Genomic DNA, 18590 nt, shown 5'->3' on the forward strand with positions numbered 1-18590 from the left:
AGCATCAAAGGGGTTGATTGATATCGTGATTTTTCAATGATTGTAATGACGTATCAAATTTGTATCTTCTGACTGTAATCTTCAGAAGTTATCCAGTTTTGTAATTATTCAGCGTATTTTTATCAGAGGGAGTAGATTATTGATTTATCGGGCTGTCTGCAACAGGACGTTGCAGCCAGAGCTTACATGGATGTATTCACGCGTCCCGAGAAATCAATGGTCTACTCCCCAACCCCTGAAAGATACTGAATAGTTATCCAGTTTTTTAGTTTGGCTTTGATATAGTCTGGCGACAACCTTTCTTGTTCCAGTCTGGAGTCGTTTTTCTCCGAGTTTCTCAAATCTAAAAAAATCTGGGTTTCCGAAGCGGTAAGAAATTCAGGTATGGCATCGACGGATTTTCGTTCGCCAACCATGCGATCTTCATGGCGGTCGAGCGTTTCCTGGTCCATCATCAGCGCTGTTACCGTCGGTAATTTGGAACGCACGTCGCTCAAGATGGAAAGTCCCCAGGTATCGAGATCGCCCCAATAGGCGACGCGTTTGGATTTCAACCATGGCGCCTCCATCCAGGCGACGTTTTTTCCGCCACCGAATACGGCAATCGTATTTGGAAGCAAAGGTAGCCCCAGTCCTGATGCCATATTTTCGACGACGAGAATGTTATCGGCTGGAAGACGTTGTTCTTTCAAAACATCGCCAGGCAATTGCAGTATGGGTAAACCGCCCAGTTTTGCCCGAACCTTTTCACATAGGGGGCGTATCGTTAACCAGCCTTTCGGATTGGCATGGCAGCCTAGCCATCCGTGTAAGCCGCCGGCATTCACGGCGGCATTGTCATGCACCGTATCGAGAATGTCGGCAATCAGGGACTGGTAATTTTCTAAAAATTTGGTGTCGACGCCAACTAGGGGTAATGCTCTGAGGTATTTGCCCTCCCCCATCCCCGGCGTTAACTGTTCGACCAAGGTAGGCATTAACCGGGCGTCGGACGGACGCATCGACTCTATCGTCTGCAAGTGTTTGACTAATGCCCGATACGTGCCGGGATAAGCTTCCAACAAAGGCGACATATTGCGCTGCCAGATTTGGCTCCGCTTGACAGCCTCAGCGCCGATAAACTCGATCAGTTCCTGGATATTTTTTAAAATGAAAAATTTCGGCAAGCTCTGCTCGGAAAGCGTTCGATAGTTGCGGGTATCCCATTCAACAAATTGTTGCGAGGGAAAGGAGCGCCATTGGCGAATGAAGGTTTGAAAGTGTTCCATGTCCTCGACGGCGGATTGACCTGTCGGCGGTTTTAGCCCAATTCGAATCGGAAACGGTTTTTTATTTAATAGGCGCGCTTTTAAGTTAGAAGTATTGCGCCATTCCCGCTTTAAAACCCGTGCTCTGATGTCGGCAGGCAATAAGCCCCATGACCTAGCCATGCGCTATTTCCACGCCCAGTTCCACTGCTTCCGTCATGAGCTTCTGTTCTCTCTGTTGCTCGAGCCGTTTATCGACTTCTTCCCAGGTGACTTCACAGAGGCTGCTTTCGTGATTTTCCGGGTCACGTTCGGCAATCAGCAGGGAGTGCGCGGATTCGCGGGCTAAATTGAGATTTTTGTAAGGGGTGATCAGATTGACATGGATATGAAGTTCTTTGAATACCCGCAGCACTCGACGGCTGACCGCCTCGGCGGTGTTGGAAAACGCTTCATCCAGAAATACCGTGCAGTAAACGGGTTTGTCATAACCGTCCGGCGTCAACACATAGGCCAGGCTGGCGGCGACGATCGTACCGGCGAACGATTCTTTTTCGCCGCCGGATTTGCCGCTGGAAGAGGCCAATACATCTCTAACTTCCTGTGTTTCGGCATCCAGTTCTTCCGCATAAAAGGACATTTGATAGCGCGGGTCGAGCAGCCTTAAACTTTCCATCGTGTTCGCTGTGCCCGGGTTGCTGGCTTTTTCCAGAATATCGACCACCGCTTTTAATTGCTCGAAACGGGTTTCGTGATCGTCGCTGGCGGCTTGGCCCAAAACGCTGCGCACCTGGCGGTTGAAATCCTGGACATGCGGATAGTGTTCCAGTTTGTTCCCCAGTTTCAAATGCGTGCCCTGTCGAAACTCGGTGCGGGATAAAACCCGGTTGATCGTCTCGATGCGTTCGACGATGTCATCGCGTTCGGAATCGAGGCGGTTATGAATGCGGGCCAACGATTGCGTTGCGTGTTTATTGAGTCTTCCAATAAATTGTTCGACCAAGTTGGGCAAACCTTCTTCCTCTAGCTGTTTTAAGTAGTCCAGGTATTCGTCCAGGCTGGCGATATCGCAGCCCCAATCTTCCGCCACGACCCGCCATTTTTCATGGGCGCGGAACGAGGACATGATGCCGATGGCCTTATTGACGGCTTCGCTCTTTTTGTTCCGCCATTTATCTTGCAGCTTTTCGATGTTTTTGTCATGACGGTTTTGCAACTGCACGATCTGTTCCAGGTCGTTTTCCCGTATAGGCCCGATGCGTTTCTTGAGCATTGCCCGGATATCTTCGGCTATGCCGGAAGCGGCGGCCGCGCTCGCTTGGGTCTGTTTCATTTTGGCATCCTCCAGCTGAGTGGAGAGTTCGCCTTTTTGGCCAATCGCCTCCTCTTTTTGGTTTCTGATGTCCATTAACTCTTGTTTGGCTTCTTCCAGCCGCCGTGTCGCCGTTTCCAAAGCGTTGCCGGCGTGCTCGAGTTCCGCTATATCCGTCTTCAACCGATTGACTGTTTCATGCCATTTGGGCGCATCGATCTCCGGCCAGGAATAGTCGAGAATACGCTTCCAAGTGGCTTCCCGTTCGCCGACCAGATTCAGTTCGGCCCTGGCGTTTTCCAGGGATTTGTAGAGTTCGGCTACGCGTTGAACGGCTTGCTTCAAGTCGTTTTGCAACAAGGCCAGTCGCGATTTGTTTGAAAAGCCCAGTTGCCAACGCCGGCGGTCGTCGATTTTGTGCTGGTCTTTTTTCTCGAACCGGCCTTTATCGAACTGAATCAGGCCTTGTTCGGTCAGCGAAAAAGGCGTGCTGTCCAGTTCTTCGGTCGAAGATACGCATTGCAAATCGAAACGCGAGAGGTGTTTTTTGAGCCATTCGCGATAAGGATGCTCACGCCAAATCAATTTGCGCAAAAAGCCGTCGCTTTTAAAGTCGGTCCTGTCGTGAGAATTTGCTTCTTTGACCACCTGAACGCGGACATGCAATCCGGTATGCCGGGTATTCAACCAACGGGTCACCATCGAGTAACGGTCGGCCGGCACCGCCAAGGTCGTTCGCAATCCCCCCAACGCGCGTTCGATCGCGCCTTGCCAGTGGCGATGATCTTCTTTGACATCGATCAATTCGCCGATAAACATGCATTGCTCCTTGCCAAACCCCAACGATTGCACCAATTCGTCGCGCAATTGCTGATATTTCAGATCGATGTTGGAATCGGGCCTTGTGCTGATTTCTGCGATTTCTTTGTCGAGGGCGGCTTTTTGTTCCTTCTGATTAGTCCATTCGGCAGTCAAATTGCCGAAACGGTCCTGGGCCGCTTGTTTCTCCGCACCGATGTTTTCGAGTGTATTGGCGGCGAGTTGCTGGTTAGCCAAAAACTGTTTTTCTTCCAGGCGATCGTCGAGATCGAGTTTGCGAATATCTTGTTGATAGCCGGCTGCACGGACCGTAATTTGATTGAGCCGTTGCCGCGCGTCGCCAAGTTCTTTTTTCAGAACTTCGATTCGTTCCCCGCCGGCGTCGAGATAATCGGCGTAGCGCTGATCCTTTTGGGTTTCGGCCTCTTGTTCCTGCTCGGTGAGTTGTTTGAGTCGTAATACTAAATCGTCGAAAGCGGATTGCAGTTTGGCGATTTTCTCGGTCCAAAGCGCATAACAAATCTCGCCGAAATAAACCGGCAAGCCGCTTCTTTCCCGCGCGAGAGAGTCCAGTTCGGTTTCCGCCTGTTCCAACGCCTGATGCAGATCGGGCAATCCGGACAAACGATCTCTTTGCGCCCTGGCGTCGATCAGGCTGTCGTGTATGGCAACCAAGTCGGCAAACTCGTCGACGACTTTCCGCGCATCATCTTTAACGGTGCTGGGCTCCAAGACCAGTTCCCGGATCAGCGAGGTCAGATCATCGATTTTTTTCAGTCCCAACGCCCTCGACAGCAGTGCAGGCGCATTCTTGTTATCCATGTGCAGCAGCTTCCGATACAACTCCTGATAGTTGGGAAAACTGTCGTCGCAGCAGGTAATGGCCGGATCGTTTCTCAGCCACTGCTTTAACGAGCGGGCATTGCCTTCGCCGAAGGCATCGAGCATTTCCTTGAGGGACAGATTTCTTTTCGCGACACAATAAATCCGTTTCACATCCGACAGCGCATTACTTGCCTGAGTCGTCCAAAACAGAGCCGCCAAGGTCATGCAAGAACCGTCATCCCCGCGGTACAGCGCTCTTAATCCGGTGACGACCGCTTTGTCACGCTTACTCTTGACCCGCGTACTGCCGCCGTCATGCACGGAACCGAAACTGCCGCGCATATAAGAAAGTAGTGTCCGATCGGTGCGGTCGCCTTGGGCGGCGGCGACATTGAAGGTGGCTCGTCCGGCAGGCAGCAGTAGCGCCATCAAGCCATCGATAAAGGTCGATTTGCCGGCGCCATTGTCGCCGGTGACCAAGGTGCCGTGCGGGTCTATCTTCGCCGTATGCAGGCCGTGGAACGAACCCCAGTTATAGACCGAGAGTTCGGCCAGTCTGATTTGTCCACTGTCGAACAGGGAGTGAATGTTGGTAAATTCCTTATCTTGCATATTATCCTCCTTCATTCATTTCGGCTGCGACGGGAGCATCCTGCGTTAAACCGGCATCGAGAGCCAGGCGTGTGTACTCCGTCAGCATGCTTTCCAGAAAACCGGCATTGACGACGTAACGAATGATGGGGGTTATTTCGAAGCGGTCATCGCTGCCTCGAACGGCGCTTAATATATGTTTTTCGCTCATCTTTTTTAAGGCGCTGTCGAGTTTTCTGCGATCCGAGCGGGTGCTGTTGGTTAAGGGCAGAAAGGGCGACAAATTGGCCTCGATTTTTTCGCTATCGATGATGATGCGTTGTTCGCCGGCCGTTTCCCGTTCTTGATAATGTTTGCGCAGAATCAGCAACAACAAGGTGTCGTACAGCGTCAGGGTTCTGCGGCTGATCAATGACACAGCTTCCTCTTCTTGTTCGTTGTCGTCTTCATCCAGTCCGGCCACGAATACGACGCCCGTTCTTTGATCGAGCACCAGTTTTAAATAGACGTCCGCCAGATGGCTGCGAACGGCGTCTTGATAGCGACAAATGGAATCGAACAAATTGGCTTTTTGGCTGGCTAACACGACCCCGTGTCTGAGTAAACTGACCAAGGCGCGCCTGGCTTCCGGCGGAAGGGTTCCGCTATTCGTCGAAGGGGAATCGGGAGCTGTTTCCGTCGTCGCCGATGAAGCGGGGTCGGGAGCGAACGGAGATGAGTCGCGGTCATCGTGTTCGACATTCGTATTTTGCTCCAATGGTGACCGGTCGGATTGACGTTCCCGAAAACGGTCGAATAAATCGCCGGCTCCTGAAGTCAGCGAACTTCGTTCAATTTCATCGTGACTCATATCGCCATCTCCTCTATATTGTCGGGGAACAAGTCCGCGCTTAACAGATATTTCGGAATGTCGGCCTTAAGGCGGATGCCTTGTTTGTCCAAAACCTCTACGCTTTCTTTTTCGTCCAGACTGGTCGCGCCCACCGATCTTGCGACCCGTAAGTAAGCGACCAATTCTTCGAGTCCCGATTTCAGCGGTTGAATGGCCGCGATGGAAGCAATGGTCATCGGGCCGTGCTTAAGCAAGGTATTGCGCGTTTGCAGTGCGATTTCCCTGACTTGAACGGCGTCCAGACAATCCAGCATCAGAGAACTCGGTGTGCGGGAATTGACCTGTTCCTCTATGTCGGAGGTATCGAGTTTTTCATCCGGGGGTCTGAGACGCATGCTGTCCGGAGAGCTTATCTTGATCGGGCCTACCGGTAACGAGAGTACGGTTGCGGTTTTGGATTCGACGCCGGCATCCTTTAAAGCTATCGCCTTGCGTTCCAATTGTTGCAGCAGCCGGTTGACGGCCCGGTTTTCCAACGCAGCGCCGCTTTCGATATAGGCTCTAAGGCCTTCTTCCGTTCGCCGCCGGATATGAAAAACCCGTTCGCTTTCTTTGGACAGCTCCCGCATCAATTGACTGAGGAACTGATGTTGTTGCGGCGTTAACTTTTCCGCGACCGGTTTGCTTAAAATACTGCGCAACTGGTCCTTGAACTCGGTCGAGCGGTTTTGATCGCATAATAGTTGGAAAAAACCTTCAAAAGCGCTGCCGGCATCGGTTTCGGCCAGCAATGCTTCTTTTTCCATCACGGATAAAAGCACTTCGCCGCGTTTTGCGCCACCATCGATCATTTGCACCCGGATAGCCTGGTCGAGTTCGCGGATTTCGTCCTCCACTCGCCGGAAATCTCCGGTCAGTACCGAGGCCAATTGATAGATTTCTCTAATGCGTTCGCGTTGTTGCGCCTCCGTTAACTGGGTGACAACGCCGGCATTCAACGCATCGATTTCATGCTGCAGCTCGGCTTTTTTCTGTTCGAGCAAGGCAATCCGCTCGTCGGCGTTCGGACTGATGGCGACGGCAAACTCGCGCACGGCTTCTTGTACAATTCGAAGGTGAGAGGCCGTGGTGCCGGTATTTCTTTGATCCAACCCCATACAAAACCTTAACGCGATTTCGCTGGCGTCGGTTTTGCTGAGTTTGTCGTCCATTTCGCGCAACCATCCGCTATGAATCCATTGATTCAGATAAGCGCCCGCCGGCGTTTCCGTTTCCCATATCCCCTGCTCCTTGCATTTTTCCAGTTCGGCGGCCAACGCAATACGCGCGCGTCCGAAAGGGACCTCGTTTTCATCGGAGAATAAATCGGCAATGAACGCCAGGATGATGGGCGCATTGTCCGCCCGCAGCAGTTTCCAGGCGGCGCTTTCCTGGTACAGGCGACGATATTTGGCCTGTAAGCCCTGAAAATTCAAACGACTCTCCCATCAAAATGCGTAGGTCGGATTTACCCTTAAGGGCATAAAAGCAAAGCGTAACCCGACAATAAAAAAATCATCAAATGACATTATCATCATCAAAATGATGATGTCAACAAATAAAATTGACGCATATTCCGCTTTGCCATTATCATTCTCTCATAGGTCGGGTTAGGGACTGCCGCTTGTTCCCTATGGGTGTAACCCGACATCTAACTTGTCGGGTTACACGAACCCGACCTAGATTTGGATTGGTATGGATTCACAACCTCGGATATTGTTAGACGATATCGGTCAGGCTCAGCAAGAAAGATTGTTTTATATCGATTTCAAATTACGGTTTTCGGGCCTCATCAATCGGACCGATCTTGTTTCTCGTTTTGGCATTAAGGCCGCCGCGGCGACACGAGATCTCGCCCAGTACAAAGAAATCGCCCCTGACAATCTGATTTACGATACCAAGGTCAAGCGTTATCTCCAGGCCGGCGACTTTAAGCCGGTCTTCGCTTATCCGGGTGGGCAGGCCCTCGCCGCCTTATGTCATGGTTTGGGAGACGACCATGTTTGCGTTCAAAGCGCACTGATCTCGGCCGAGGTTCCGACGCAACTGAATACGCCTAACCTTGATATACTGGCCGAAGTCAGCAAAGCTATTTATCAGCAAAAAATTTTGACGGTGGATTATCAATCTTTGTCCAGTGGCCGGAGCAAACGCGATATTGTGCCTTTCGCCTTGGTCGATAATGGTTTGCGCTGCCATGTGAGAGCCTTCGATCGTAAGCGGGAGCAGTTTGGCGACTTTGTCATCAATCGTATCTCTGCAGCCTCTTTGCATGATGGTTACATCCCAAATACCCAGACCCGCGAGGCCGACATTCAGTGGAACCGCATCGTCGAGATGCACATCGTGCCTCATCCCCGCTTGGCGCATCCCGAAACCATCGCCATGGAATACGGTATGGAACACGACGTGTTGAAAGCAAATGTGCGCGCGGCAGTGGCGGGATATGTGTTGCGCAGATGGAACGTCGATTGCACTGACGACCATTCATTGACAGGATCGGAATACCATCTGTGGTTGAAAAATACCGTGACTTTATACGGCGTGGAAAATCTGGCAATTGCCCCCGGATATCAGACAGAATAACCGTTGGTCGGGTTAGGTCTTAGGCCATGGTAACCCAAAGGGTCACCCATTAGCCAGCCGGTGTCAGGCCTTACATTTGACATTTTTTCTATCCGCTTCCGGTAAATAAACATGAGTCAATGTTTGTTTAAATCGAGTCTGACCCCGTGCGCGTGCGACGGACCCCGTGCGACGTTTCGGATGCCGGTGTGAAAGCGTTTGATTATAATAATGCGTCTTTTACTTACCGTTATGCTCAGAAGCAAGAAGAATTGATATGCAAACAATCACTAGAACAATGAAAAAAAATGGGATGCTGGTTATTTTCACTGCATTATTTTCTCCACTTAACACTACTTGGGCGGCGTCTGATATGCAGCTTATGGAAAAAGCATTGAAGGCTCGCGAAGGTAAAAGTCACAATGCCATGGAGCATTCGGCTCATGCAAAACCGACTGATGCCAGCCGTGTATTTCGAGGCGTTTTTTATGGCTATCTGCCTTGTGAGCAGAAAGATTGCGATGGCATCAAAGTGACCTTGTCGTTGAAACAAAAGAACAATTACTTGCTGGTTACTCAGTATGCAAAAGCGTCTACCAGAGAGTATTACGAAAAAGGTAAATACGCTTGGGATGAAGAAAACCGTATCGTGACGCTAACCCCAAAAAAGCAAGCCGCCAAACGTCAATTCAGTATTCAAGACGAAGCCACACTGATTCAACTGAACAATGATGGAACGCCAATCGCCGGTAATCAAAAAGATTATACGTTGCAAAGAAGCGATGCAATCAAAACCCGACAAGTCCATATACACTGAGCGAGAAAGCGAGTCCGTATATTTAACATATCTTGAGATAATACGAATGGATTAGGGTGGTAAATTGATTTTGGCTGAGAGTTTCAATGCTGAAACCAGAAGATATTTGCCAAATTAGTAAGCTTCGATAAGCTGCAGCAAGCGTCGGCGTGTACGATGGGCATCTGGTTGGGCACGCCGCAGCTTTACTGATTTGTGCGGCCTCCGATTTGCTGCTAACCTTCCTCCTCTCAAAAAACGACCCTTATCAGTATATGAATACCCCTAGCGTTCAAGTCATTGCCAGACAAAGTCGCCTTGCGGCGCGCCAGCTATCATCGACCTCCGAATCAGTGCGTAATCTCGCTCTTGCGAAAATGGCCGATTCGCTTGAATCGGTTAGGCGGCAGATTCTGGAGATTAATGCCCAGGAAGTCGCGAAAGCACGGCAGGATGGATTATCGGCGGCGATGGTCAAGCGTTTGACCATCGACGACAAGGTTTTTCAGTATATGCTCACCCGACTGAGAAAAGTGGCCCGGCGACCCGACCCGTTGAATCGAGTGCTCGAAGGCCATACCAATCCTAACGGGTTGCAGGTCTACAAAAAATCGGTGCCGCTAGGCGTCATCGGCATCATTTATGAATCGCGCCCCAATGTCACCACCGATGCCGCCGGCGTCTGCATCAAAAGCGGCAATGCGGTTATCTTGCGAGGCGGATCGGAAGCGCTGCAAACCAACACGATGCTGACCGATGCGATGATCGAGGGCGCCGTTGAGGCTGGGCTGCCAGAGCATGCGATTCAGATGATCAGAGTTCCGGGCCATGAAGCGGTGGGCGAACTGCTGAAAATGGATGACTATGTCGACGTATTGATTCCGCGCGGCGGCAAAGGCTTGATCAGGCGCATCGCCGAGGAAACCCGGATTCCCGTCATCAAACATTACGACGGCATCTGCCATCTTTATATCGCCGCAGACGCTGTCCCGGCGCAAGCGGTCGAGTTGGCGGTAAATTCTAAATGCCAAAGCGTGCAGGTCTGTAACGCGCTGGAAACGCTATTGGTCGACCAACGCTGCGCCGAACAGATGCTGCCGTTATTGCAGAAGGCGTTCGATGCAAACGATATCGAGCTGCGCGGCTGCGGAAAGGCCCAACAGCTGTTGCCGGATATCGTGCCGGCGAGCGAAGAGGACTGGCATACAGAATATTTGGCTCCGATTCTTTCGATAAAGGTCGTCGGCGGCATTGAAGAGGCGATAGATCATATCAATACCTATGGCTCGGGCCATACCGACGGCATCGTCACGCAAAGTCTGAGCAATGCGCAACAATTTGAACAGCAGATCGATTCGGCGTCGGTATTGATTAACGCCTCGACCCGTTTGTCAGGCGGCGGCGATTACGGATTGGGGTCGGTCGTCGGCATCAGCACCGACAAGCTGCACGCCCGCGGCCCGGTCGGTCCCGATGAATTGACAACCTACAAGTGGGTGGCTTACGGCAATGGTCATTTGCGGGGATAGCCATGGCTGCGATGATCCATCATAGATACTCGACTCGTTTCTACTCAACATAGAAGTAAGAGGGAGCGTCATAGTATGGTGCACTAGGTTCGTAATGAGGCTGCCCATTTTGCAGTGCGCCGGTTTTCTCCAAATAATAGTAAACGCCGGCGGCTAGCAGCAATGCGGCGAGGCTCGCGAAGGCTATTTTCCACCCACTGTAAGGACGCTCACCTTGCACTTCGCCGGTGCGGCCGTTGACGATGTAGCGATAGGTTTTATTACGGTAGCGGAAAGCGGCGGACCAGACCGGCAACAGACAATGCTTATAAGTCGTGTCGCTATGGCGGGTTTGAACCTGATGAATGCGTTGATGATCCCCGCCGATATCGAAGGCGATATCGCGATATATCACGCCATCCATAACCTGCCTGGCAACATCGAACCCTTCGTCCAGGTCGACCTGATAGAATTCGCTGCGAAATCCGCTCAAGTAGTTCGCGTCATAAGGCACTAAGTTCTCCAGATCCCAGGGCTGCAACGCATCCAGAATCTTGCGCGGCAACGAGTTGCTGGCCCCGACCAGCACATCGTCAAAAAAGCGGCTGACATGACCGCGCACCGGCGTCCAGTGAATCTTGGGAACCCGTCTGATTTCGGTGACGCCCCGGTTGTTGCGCATGACCTGGACCGGCTGGTCGACATAATAGACATCGCCGCGCTCGCCGCTGTAAGTGGAATCGGTCTGGCTGTCGAAAGTCCAATATGGCAGATAGACGCCGGCCAATTTCGATTCGCCGCGCGCATATTTCTTGACCGCATTGGGGGCAAACCACAAACCGTTCAGCCAACGCTGAAACTGCCGTCTCGCTTCGCTTTCATCGATGCGGAAAGGCAGCAGCGACTTCGGTTGTATAGGCTTGATTTGCGCCGTGGTCGAAATGATCGGGGTGCCGCAAAACGGACATTCGCCGGCATGCTGGTTGCTTGCGAACTGGAATGCGGCGCCGCATTCGTCGCAATGAATCTGGGACTTGGGGGCTTCGCTACGCGGTTGCGTTAAGTCTCTCAATGCCTGTTGCAGATCGTATTCCTCGATCATGCCGCCGCGTCGGGCGATGGGGTTGTCGAATCCGCAATAGTCGCACAGCAGATGCGTTGTCCCTGGCGCGTATTTCAGCACCGCTCCGCATTGGCCGCAAGGAAAACGCTCTACATCTTTGTTCGTTGACTTTTTGCTTGTTCGCATCGACGATCAGGTTATGCTTTAGGCAAAGGCGGAGGCGTCATTGCGAACAGTCCGCTCAATTCGGAGACTTTGTCGGCGCGCGTCCATTCCGTCAAGTCGGCATGCCAGACCAGCGTAGAACGGTTGATTTCGCCATTGTTGATTTTTTGGACCATGATGTCTTGCTGGAAAGGCCCCTGTTGTTGACCGTCGATCGCGACATAATAGGCGACCGAATTTGGTAGCGGAGGCGGGCTTTTCGGCTTCGCCGTTTGTTTGGAAAAAGCCTGTCCCATTTGATTGGCCATCGCGAAACCCATGCCCATGCCGATGCCCTCGCCGGCGGCACCCGACGGGTTGTCGGCGGCCTTCGTCATCGCCTCGGCCGCCTGATAATGGGCATAACGGCCTAAATCGCCGATGATGCCCATGCTGGTGCGCTTGTCCAGAGTCTCTTCGACTTGCGGCGGTAGCGAAATATTCTCGATCGTCAAATGCAGCACTTCGAGGCCGTAGGCGGCAAATTCGGGATTGATTTGCTCGGTGATGAAGTCCCCAAGATCATCGTAATTGGCGGCCAGATCCAGTATCGGAATGCCCGATTCGCCGATGATGCTGGAAAAGCGCGAGACGATCAGGTTGCGCAGTTGCTGACTGATTTCGCCGGTTTGGAAGTGACCGTCGGTGCCGACGATTTCCTTGATGAAGGTGACGGGGTCTTTAATCTTGATGGAATAGGTTCCGAAGGCTCTCAGCCGTAAGGGGCCGAATTCCCGGTCGCGCAACATCACCGGATTTTTGGTGCCCCACTTCAAGTCGGTGAAACGGCGCATATTGAAGAAATACACTTCCGCCTTGAACGGACTGGAAAAACCGTGCGGCCAGCTTTCCAGCGTGGTCAGGATCGGCATGTTAGCGGTTTCGAGCTGGTATAAGCCCGGCTCGAAAAAGTCCGCAACGCGGCCTTCGCTGACCAACACCGCCGTTTGCGATTCGCGGACGGTCAGCATCGCGCCATACTTTATTTCGTTGCCATAGCGTTCGAAGCGATAGACCATCGTGTCGTTGGAATCATCAATCCATTCGATGACGTCGATGAATTCGCCGAATAATTTATCCCAAATGCCCACTGTCTGTTTCTCCCGTTCGTGACGCTAGTAAAGTAAATCTTAAATTCCCACAATTTAAATTAGATGGCCGCGATTATTTGCAAACGTAGGTCAGGGTGCGCGATAGCGTTCCCTGACAATAGTTTTCTCGTCACCTCGATGTGTCACGTAGCCGCTAAAGCGGCAACATGACCTACGATTTAAAGCAGAATTCTTGTCAGATACTCCATGCCCTCCTTGATTCCCCTATTGGATCGAGATCATATTCTTGATCCTAAGCACTTGCCTTGGCGTTCGCCGAGGCAAGAGTCTTGCGCAGTTCGGTTTCGCATTCCTGCAATTGAACCACGGCGTCGCTGCGCATCTTTTTGCCCTGATCGGCGATCTGCAGGCTTTCCTCTATCGTCGCGATCAGGGTTTCGTTGGCTTTTTTGACCGTCTCGATATCGAATACGCCGCGTTCCAACTGTTTGCGGGTTTCGGCGTTGGCCTGTTTCAGATTTTCCGCGTTGGCGGCCAATAGCTCATTGGTCAGGTCGGTCGCGGCTTTGACCGTTTCCGCCGCCTGCGAGGAACGGTATATGGTCACCGCGGTCGCCAGTTGCTGGCGCCATAATGGCACTGTGTTGACGATGGTCGAGTTGATTTTGTTGACCAAGCCCTTGTCGTTTTCCTGCACCAGACGGATGCCGGGCAGGCTTTGCATCGATACTTGCCGGGTCAAGCGCAGGTCATGGATACGGCGTTCCAGGTCGTCGCGGGCGGCGCGTAGATCGCGCAAGTTCTGCGCGTCTAGGACTTCGGCGCTGGTTTCGGCTGTTTTGGCCAGTTCCGGAATGATCGTATCATCCAATTCGCGCAATTTTTCTTCGCCGGCGGCGATATAATCCTCAAGCGCATGAAAATAGTCCAAATTGGCTTGGTAAAGGCGGTCCAGCGAGGTGATGTCGGTCAGTAGACTGGTTTTATGGCGCTCCAGCTTGTCGATGATCGAGTCGATTTGTTTGCGAACTTCCTCGTAACGTTGCAGGAACTTGACGACAGGCTTGGCCTTGCCCAACAAGCGGTCGAAAAAACCCTGTTTCTTATTAGGATCCAGTTCATCGACGTCGAAGCCGCGAATTGTCGCCACCATTTCGTTGAGGTCTTCGCCGGCGGGTCCGACATCCTTGTTTTTGACGCCGTCCAGCATTCGGTCGGAAATGGTCGTCAACTGCTCCTGCGCCCTGCTGCCGAAGAAAATAATCGAATGGGTGTCGTTGATGTCGATTTCGATGAGCAGCTGTTGAATGCTCTGTTTCCTGTCATCTGACGCGTCGCCAAAAGGAACGACTTCGGCCTTGACGCCCGGTACAATTTCCTTGAATACCTCGCTGCCCGGTATGTCGGTCGTGTCGCTGCCTGATGGCGTCGTCGTGGTTGTCTGTTGTTCACTCATGCTTGAATCCTCCTGAGCATCAACGGATGCCTTCTCGTTTAAGTTGCGTATTCAACACTTCGATTTGTACGTCCAGATCGAACACATCATCTTCCAATAATTTCTGTTTTTGTTCCTGAAATACCGATTCAATCGTGGCCAGCACGTTGCGGAAATTTTGTTCCAGCTCGCCGGACTGGCTGTGTCGATGCGTGCGTGCATAACCTTCGGTCACTTTTCTGGCGCCGTCTAGATAAACGTTAAGGAATTTACGAGCCCGGCGTATGTCGCGGGGATCGGCTTCAATTTCGGCGAGGATGCCGTTGGCAATCTCGCAAATGCGTTCGATCCGCTGATTTAATTCGGGATTTTCAATCTTGTCATTGGCTTGCTCGATGTCGCGTATGATCAGGGCCGATTCTTCGAGGGTCCGAAAAATCTCATCACCGGAGTAGCCATGAGCGCCGGCAATCTTTTTTTCCCGTCTCGGGTCGAAACCGTAACTCAGATACATGCCCAGCAAGGCGCCGCCTGCTATTAACAACGCAGACACCGGCGGTTGCCGGACGCCGAGCCATGCGATTAGGCCGGTCGTTAACGCGGTCATGACGGCCGCGACTAGCTTCAAAGGCCAGCGCGGCGGACGGGCGATGCGGTTTTGCTGATAGAGCGCTTCGGCCTTTAATCCTTGGCGTATACACCAAGCAGCCAGCATGTAGCCGGCAAAGCCGGAGGCATTGATAATGATTGTTGCAACATGGCCTTTAGCCAAGCCAATGATCGTCGCCGGAATCAAGGCCGCCGGCAAAAAATACATCAACAAGCCTCGCGGCGAATAGCGCTGCAAGGCGTCGTGAACAAAACGCTTGGGTTTTCTGGAATAGAATGGTTTCATTGTTGTGGCGCCACTAGATTTTTGATCCTGACGTCGTTAGTTCCAATCCCTGTTTTGCCGGTTCCGCCTTCACCATCGACTGACAGGTCGTCAGCCCGACTGTGGCGAGCAATAGTATGAATCCCAGCAATCTTCGTAATATCGTCGGCATCGTTTCAGGTCCTCACACAGCATTAGATTTAGGTTCATCGATGCATTATCCTTCACCGCTGTGAAAACTGCAAAACCGTCCGAATAGGCCGTCAGGCAAAATAAATCTGTAATTTGGATACCGTTTTGCCTGAATTTTTCAACCCTATGCCAATCTAAAAAACCGGTGCGCTTCCTATCGTCAGCACTCCCTACCCGCACCGTAGGGCGGCTTCGCGAAGCAAGCCGCCAAAAACCGCCTCCGGGGCAAAATTGGCCGTGCACGCGGGGGGGATTATTTAACAGACCCTAAACGTTTAACTTACTTTAGGCGTATTTGTTGTTAATTTTCTGTTTTGCCACTCATTCATTTAATGAGGTGGCCCTGATAAATCGACGCTTTAGTATTGACCTGTCGATGTATTTATGAAAATCTAGCGCTGCCACGTCGATGATTGTTTAGAAGTATTCGATTTGATTCCCACCAAATAAGCGGCTGTTTGAGCCGTTTAGCGAATGAACATCCACAACCACTGTATTAGCACGGCGCAACAAATCGCTTCGCCGAATTTTGATCAACGCCCCGATCCTGAAGATATTTCCCTGTTGGTGATTCATTGCATCAGCCTGCCGCCGCAGCAGTTCGGCGGCGACTATATCGCCCAGCTGTTTTGTAATCGTCTGGATCCGGAAGACGACCCCTATTTTAAGCAGATTTACCGGCTCAAGGTGTCTGCGCATTTGTTGATCCGGCGTGACGGCGAAATGATTCAGTTTGTGCCCTTCGATCGGCGCGCCTGGCATGCCGGTCAGTCCTGTTTTGCCGGACGGGATCGCTGCAACGATTTTTCCATCGGCATCGAGCTGGAAGGCTGTGAATCGACGCCTTATAGCGATGAGCAGTATCAACAACTGGCGGCGGTCACGCGTTTGTTGCTGGAAAATTATCCCGGATTGAACAAGCAGGCCATTGCCGGCCACAGCGATATTGCGCCAGGCCGCAAGACCGACCCCGGACCGTCGTTCGATTGGGATCGTTTGTTGAGTCTGTTGGATTAGTCGAAGCGGTAGCTGATTTCAAAAAAAGTCTGATCGGACCAGTGCTGGCCCGGAGTGAACTCGTCTTTGGAACCGAGCACATTCTGATGTATCAGGGCCAGATTCAGGGACTGGTTTTCGGTCAGCTTCAGCGACTTTTGCAAAATAAGATCCAGACGCTGGAATTGATTGATTTCTGTCGAGCGCAGATAAGTCATCGCGCTTTGATAGTAATAACCGACACTGGCCTGCCATTGTTGGGGAAACCGGTAGGAGGCAAGCAAATTTGCCGAATGGTGGGGAGCCGACGATCCATAGTCGATCAATGCCATCGGGCGACCGTCGATGTTTATCCAGGAATAGCCCATATGCAGCAATGTTTCAGGATTTGGCCGGTAATCCAACTGCATTTCATAGTTCAACGCCGTGGCGACATCGCCGGTCTGATAGTGAAAGATCGGTTCCCCTGTTTCCGGGTCCACGTCGAAACCCGTTATCTGGGTCAGGCGTCTAAAACGCTGATGAGAAAACTTGATATCACTGGTCAGCGTCTTATCGAAAAACTGTCCGTGATGACCGAACTCCAGAGTATAGACTTCTTCAGGCATTAAATGGCCGGTCGTTTTGACCAGAAATGGCAATATCGACGGCACCGTGTTGCGAATATCGATATGCTGTTCGCCGATGGTCGGCATCCTAGACGCCTTGGAGGCGATCAAACGAAAACTGTGTTGCTCCGACCACAAATAGTTCAAGGCCGCTTTCGGCGAAATATCGACGTTTTGATAGGCGTTTTTTTCCAATAAGGCGCCCAAGTTCAATGTGAAGTCCTCTAGAAATTTCCATTCGAAGTTAGCGAACAAACGGTATAGCACATTGCTTTTGTCGTCATGGGTGTTTAGCCAAAAGGGTAAGCGGGTGCGATCCAGGCGACTGCCCAAACCCCACACCATACGGAGATCGTCGAACAGCTGTGTCGTATGCTGTAATTCGAAATCCAGTCTTTCGCTCATCGTATCATTGTTGAGATTTGTTAGCCCCACACGAACAGGCTCTACGCTGTCCCTGCGGATATGGGTGAGCTGGACCAGTAATTGTTCATTCATATCGAATTGATGCGTCCAACTCAGGTTTTGGGAGATGCGACTGGCGCGTTGATTGCGAACCGAGTCGTTTAAGCCGCCGTGGCCTCCGGTTTGGCTTTTATCGGCGCTATAGCCGAAATTATATTGCAGGGCGCTATTTTCCGATAGGCGGTAATCGAAGCGGGTGCTCAGCACATCGACCAGTTGACTGTCCGCGACGCTTTCGAGCCCGTCTTCCTGCTGATGCATGTAGCTGAAACGGTAGCTTAAATCGTTCCAGGTCCCGGCATAGCGTGCCGTCGAGCGGTAATAGTCGTTGCTGCCGGCTCGGAATGAGGCATGCGCGCCTTGATCCTGAGAAGTATGGGTGGTGATGATATTGATGACCCCTAAAAAAGAATTGGGACCGTAGGTGGCCGCATTGGGGCCGCGAATGACCTCGATTCTTTCGATATCCTCGATTAGCAACGGGTAATCATCCCAATGCACGCCGCCAAAGCTGGCATTGTAAATGGAGTGTCCGTCGATCAGCACTTGCATGCCGCGGGAGAATTCATCGGACATGCCATGGTAGGTGGCGGAAGACAGGTTTTTGCGTTTGTAACCTATTTGCATGCCGGGCACCAACCGGAACAGTTCGACAATTTCCTTGGCGCCGCTGGCCTTGATCATCGTTTTGTCGATCACCGTCATTGCGCCCGGCGCTCTGGATAACGGTTGTTTTAGGCGGGTCGCGGTCAACACGGCAGGCGCGTCGTCGAGAAAGAAGTCATTAGCGTCCTGTGCGTAGGAGGCCTGACTGACGAACAAGGTCAGAACGCCTGCGACCCGCTTCATTGCACGCCCTTTTGCTGCTTAGCGCTAACCGAATCGATGGTGTAGGCTAGATGAAGCGAGTCGAGGGCAAAAATCACAAAGCCGATATAGAACTGATAGGGAGCTGGTAACATCGGTTGAATAGTGAGGCTTGTTAAAAGTATTAAAAGGATTCAATTTCATACAGAATAGCAAATTATTATATGCGCTAGAAAGCCTTGCTGGCTATCTACAGCAATTCTCATCAGTTTGAGCATTTTGCTGTGTTTAGGGTATGGGGTATGTCTGTCGAGGAGCGCCGTTCACCCAGCACCTAAATTATCCTGGAATGTAAAATAT

At 51.7% G+C, this 18590-nt stretch carries 13 protein-coding genes; 4 read left to right on the forward strand and 9 right to left on the reverse strand.

From position 1 onward, the window contains the following. Nucleotides 1-221 precede the first annotated feature (221 nt). From Q9L42_RS04010 to Q9L42_RS04025, 4 genes are read right to left on the reverse strand one after another with little or no spacing between them, the layout of a single operon-like run. Nucleotides 222-1430 carry a DUF3322 domain-containing protein gene (locus Q9L42_RS04010; protein ID WP_349431998.1) on the reverse strand — a complete coding sequence of 403 codons (1209 nt, stop codon included), beginning with the start codon at nt 1428-1430 and terminating at the stop codon, nt 222-224. Further along, on the reverse strand, nt 1423-4815 hold the full coding sequence (locus Q9L42_RS04015) for an ATP-binding protein (RefSeq protein WP_349432000.1): 3393 nt from the start codon (nt 4813-4815) through the stop codon (nt 1423-1425). The genes Q9L42_RS04010 and Q9L42_RS04015 overlap by 8 nt, the downstream gene beginning before the upstream one ends. Nucleotide 4816: 1 nt before the next feature. Further along, nucleotides 4817-5644 (reverse strand): DUF4194 domain-containing protein, encoded by an 828-nt coding sequence (locus Q9L42_RS04020; protein WP_305909712.1) that lies wholly within the window; start codon nt 5642-5644, stop codon nt 4817-4819. Then, nucleotides 5641-7101: a DUF3375 domain-containing protein gene (locus Q9L42_RS04025; RefSeq protein ID WP_305909711.1), complete on the reverse strand. Its 1461-nt coding sequence runs from the start codon at nt 7099-7101 to the stop codon at nt 5641-5643. Before Q9L42_RS04025 ends, Q9L42_RS04020 begins: the two co-directional genes overlap by 4 nt. Nucleotides 7102-7360: 259 nt before the next feature. Between Q9L42_RS04025 and Q9L42_RS04030 the strand changes: the two genes are divergently transcribed. From Q9L42_RS04030 to Q9L42_RS04040, 3 genes are all read left to right on the forward strand, one after another. After that, nucleotides 7361-8251 carry a WYL domain-containing protein gene (locus Q9L42_RS04030; protein ID WP_305909710.1) on the forward strand — a complete coding sequence of 297 codons (891 nt, stop codon included), beginning with the start codon at nt 7361-7363 and terminating at the stop codon, nt 8249-8251. A 256-nt stretch (nt 8252-8507) separates the two neighbouring features. Continuing rightward, the gene (locus tag Q9L42_RS04035) at nt 8508-9047 is read left to right on the forward strand and encodes a copper resistance protein NlpE (protein ID WP_349432003.1); all 540 of its coding nucleotides are present in this window, start codon (nt 8508-8510) and stop codon (nt 9045-9047) included. Nucleotides 9048-9301: 254 nt separating this feature from the next. After that, nucleotides 9302-10555: a glutamate-5-semialdehyde dehydrogenase gene (locus Q9L42_RS04040; protein ID WP_305909708.1), complete on the forward strand. Its 1254-nt coding sequence runs from the start codon at nt 9302-9304 to the stop codon at nt 10553-10555. A 40-nt stretch (nt 10556-10595) separates the two neighbouring features. On the opposite strand, the gene Q9L42_RS04045 is transcribed toward Q9L42_RS04040, so the two are convergent. From Q9L42_RS04045 to Q9L42_RS04060, 4 genes are all read right to left on the reverse strand, one after another. After that, nucleotides 10596-11783, reverse strand: a complete 1188-nt coding sequence (locus Q9L42_RS04045) for a primosomal protein N' (replication factor Y) - superfamily II helicase (protein WP_305909707.1) — start codon at nt 11781-11783, stop codon at nt 10596-10598. A gap of 11 nt (nt 11784-11794) precedes the next feature. Beyond that, entirely contained in the window at nt 11795-12892 is a 1098-nt protein-coding gene (locus tag Q9L42_RS04050) for an SPFH domain-containing protein (RefSeq protein WP_305909706.1), read from the reverse strand. 253 nt (nt 12893-13145) lie between these two features. Further along, nucleotides 13146-14309, reverse strand: a complete 1164-nt coding sequence (locus Q9L42_RS04055; RefSeq protein ID WP_305909705.1) for a toxic anion resistance protein — start codon at nt 14307-14309, stop codon at nt 13146-13148. Between the two features lie 19 nt (nt 14310-14328). Beyond that, nucleotides 14329-15183, reverse strand: coding sequence for a 5-bromo-4-chloroindolyl phosphate hydrolysis family protein (locus Q9L42_RS04060; protein WP_349432006.1), 855 nt, complete (start codon nt 15181-15183; stop codon nt 14329-14331). 645 nt (nt 15184-15828) lie between these two features. On the opposite strand from Q9L42_RS04060, the gene ampD reads away from it, so the two are divergent. Continuing rightward, a complete protein-coding gene (gene ampD / locus Q9L42_RS04065) occupies nt 15829-16371 on the forward strand; it encodes a 1,6-anhydro-N-acetylmuramyl-L-alanine amidase AmpD (protein WP_305909703.1) in 543 nt (180 codons plus the stop codon). On the opposite strand, the gene Q9L42_RS04070 is transcribed toward ampD, so the two are convergent. Then, nucleotides 16368-18272 (reverse strand): TonB-dependent receptor plug domain-containing protein, encoded by a 1905-nt coding sequence (locus Q9L42_RS04070; protein WP_349432009.1) that lies wholly within the window; start codon nt 18270-18272, stop codon nt 16368-16370. The two genes, ampD and Q9L42_RS04070, sit on opposite strands and share 4 nt — an antisense overlap. Nucleotides 18273-18590: the final 318 nt, after the last annotated feature.

The organism is Methylomarinum sp. Ch1-1, assembly GCF_030717995.2.
Lineage (GTDB): Bacteria > Pseudomonadota > Gammaproteobacteria > Methylococcales > Methylomonadaceae > Methylomarinum > Methylomarinum roseum.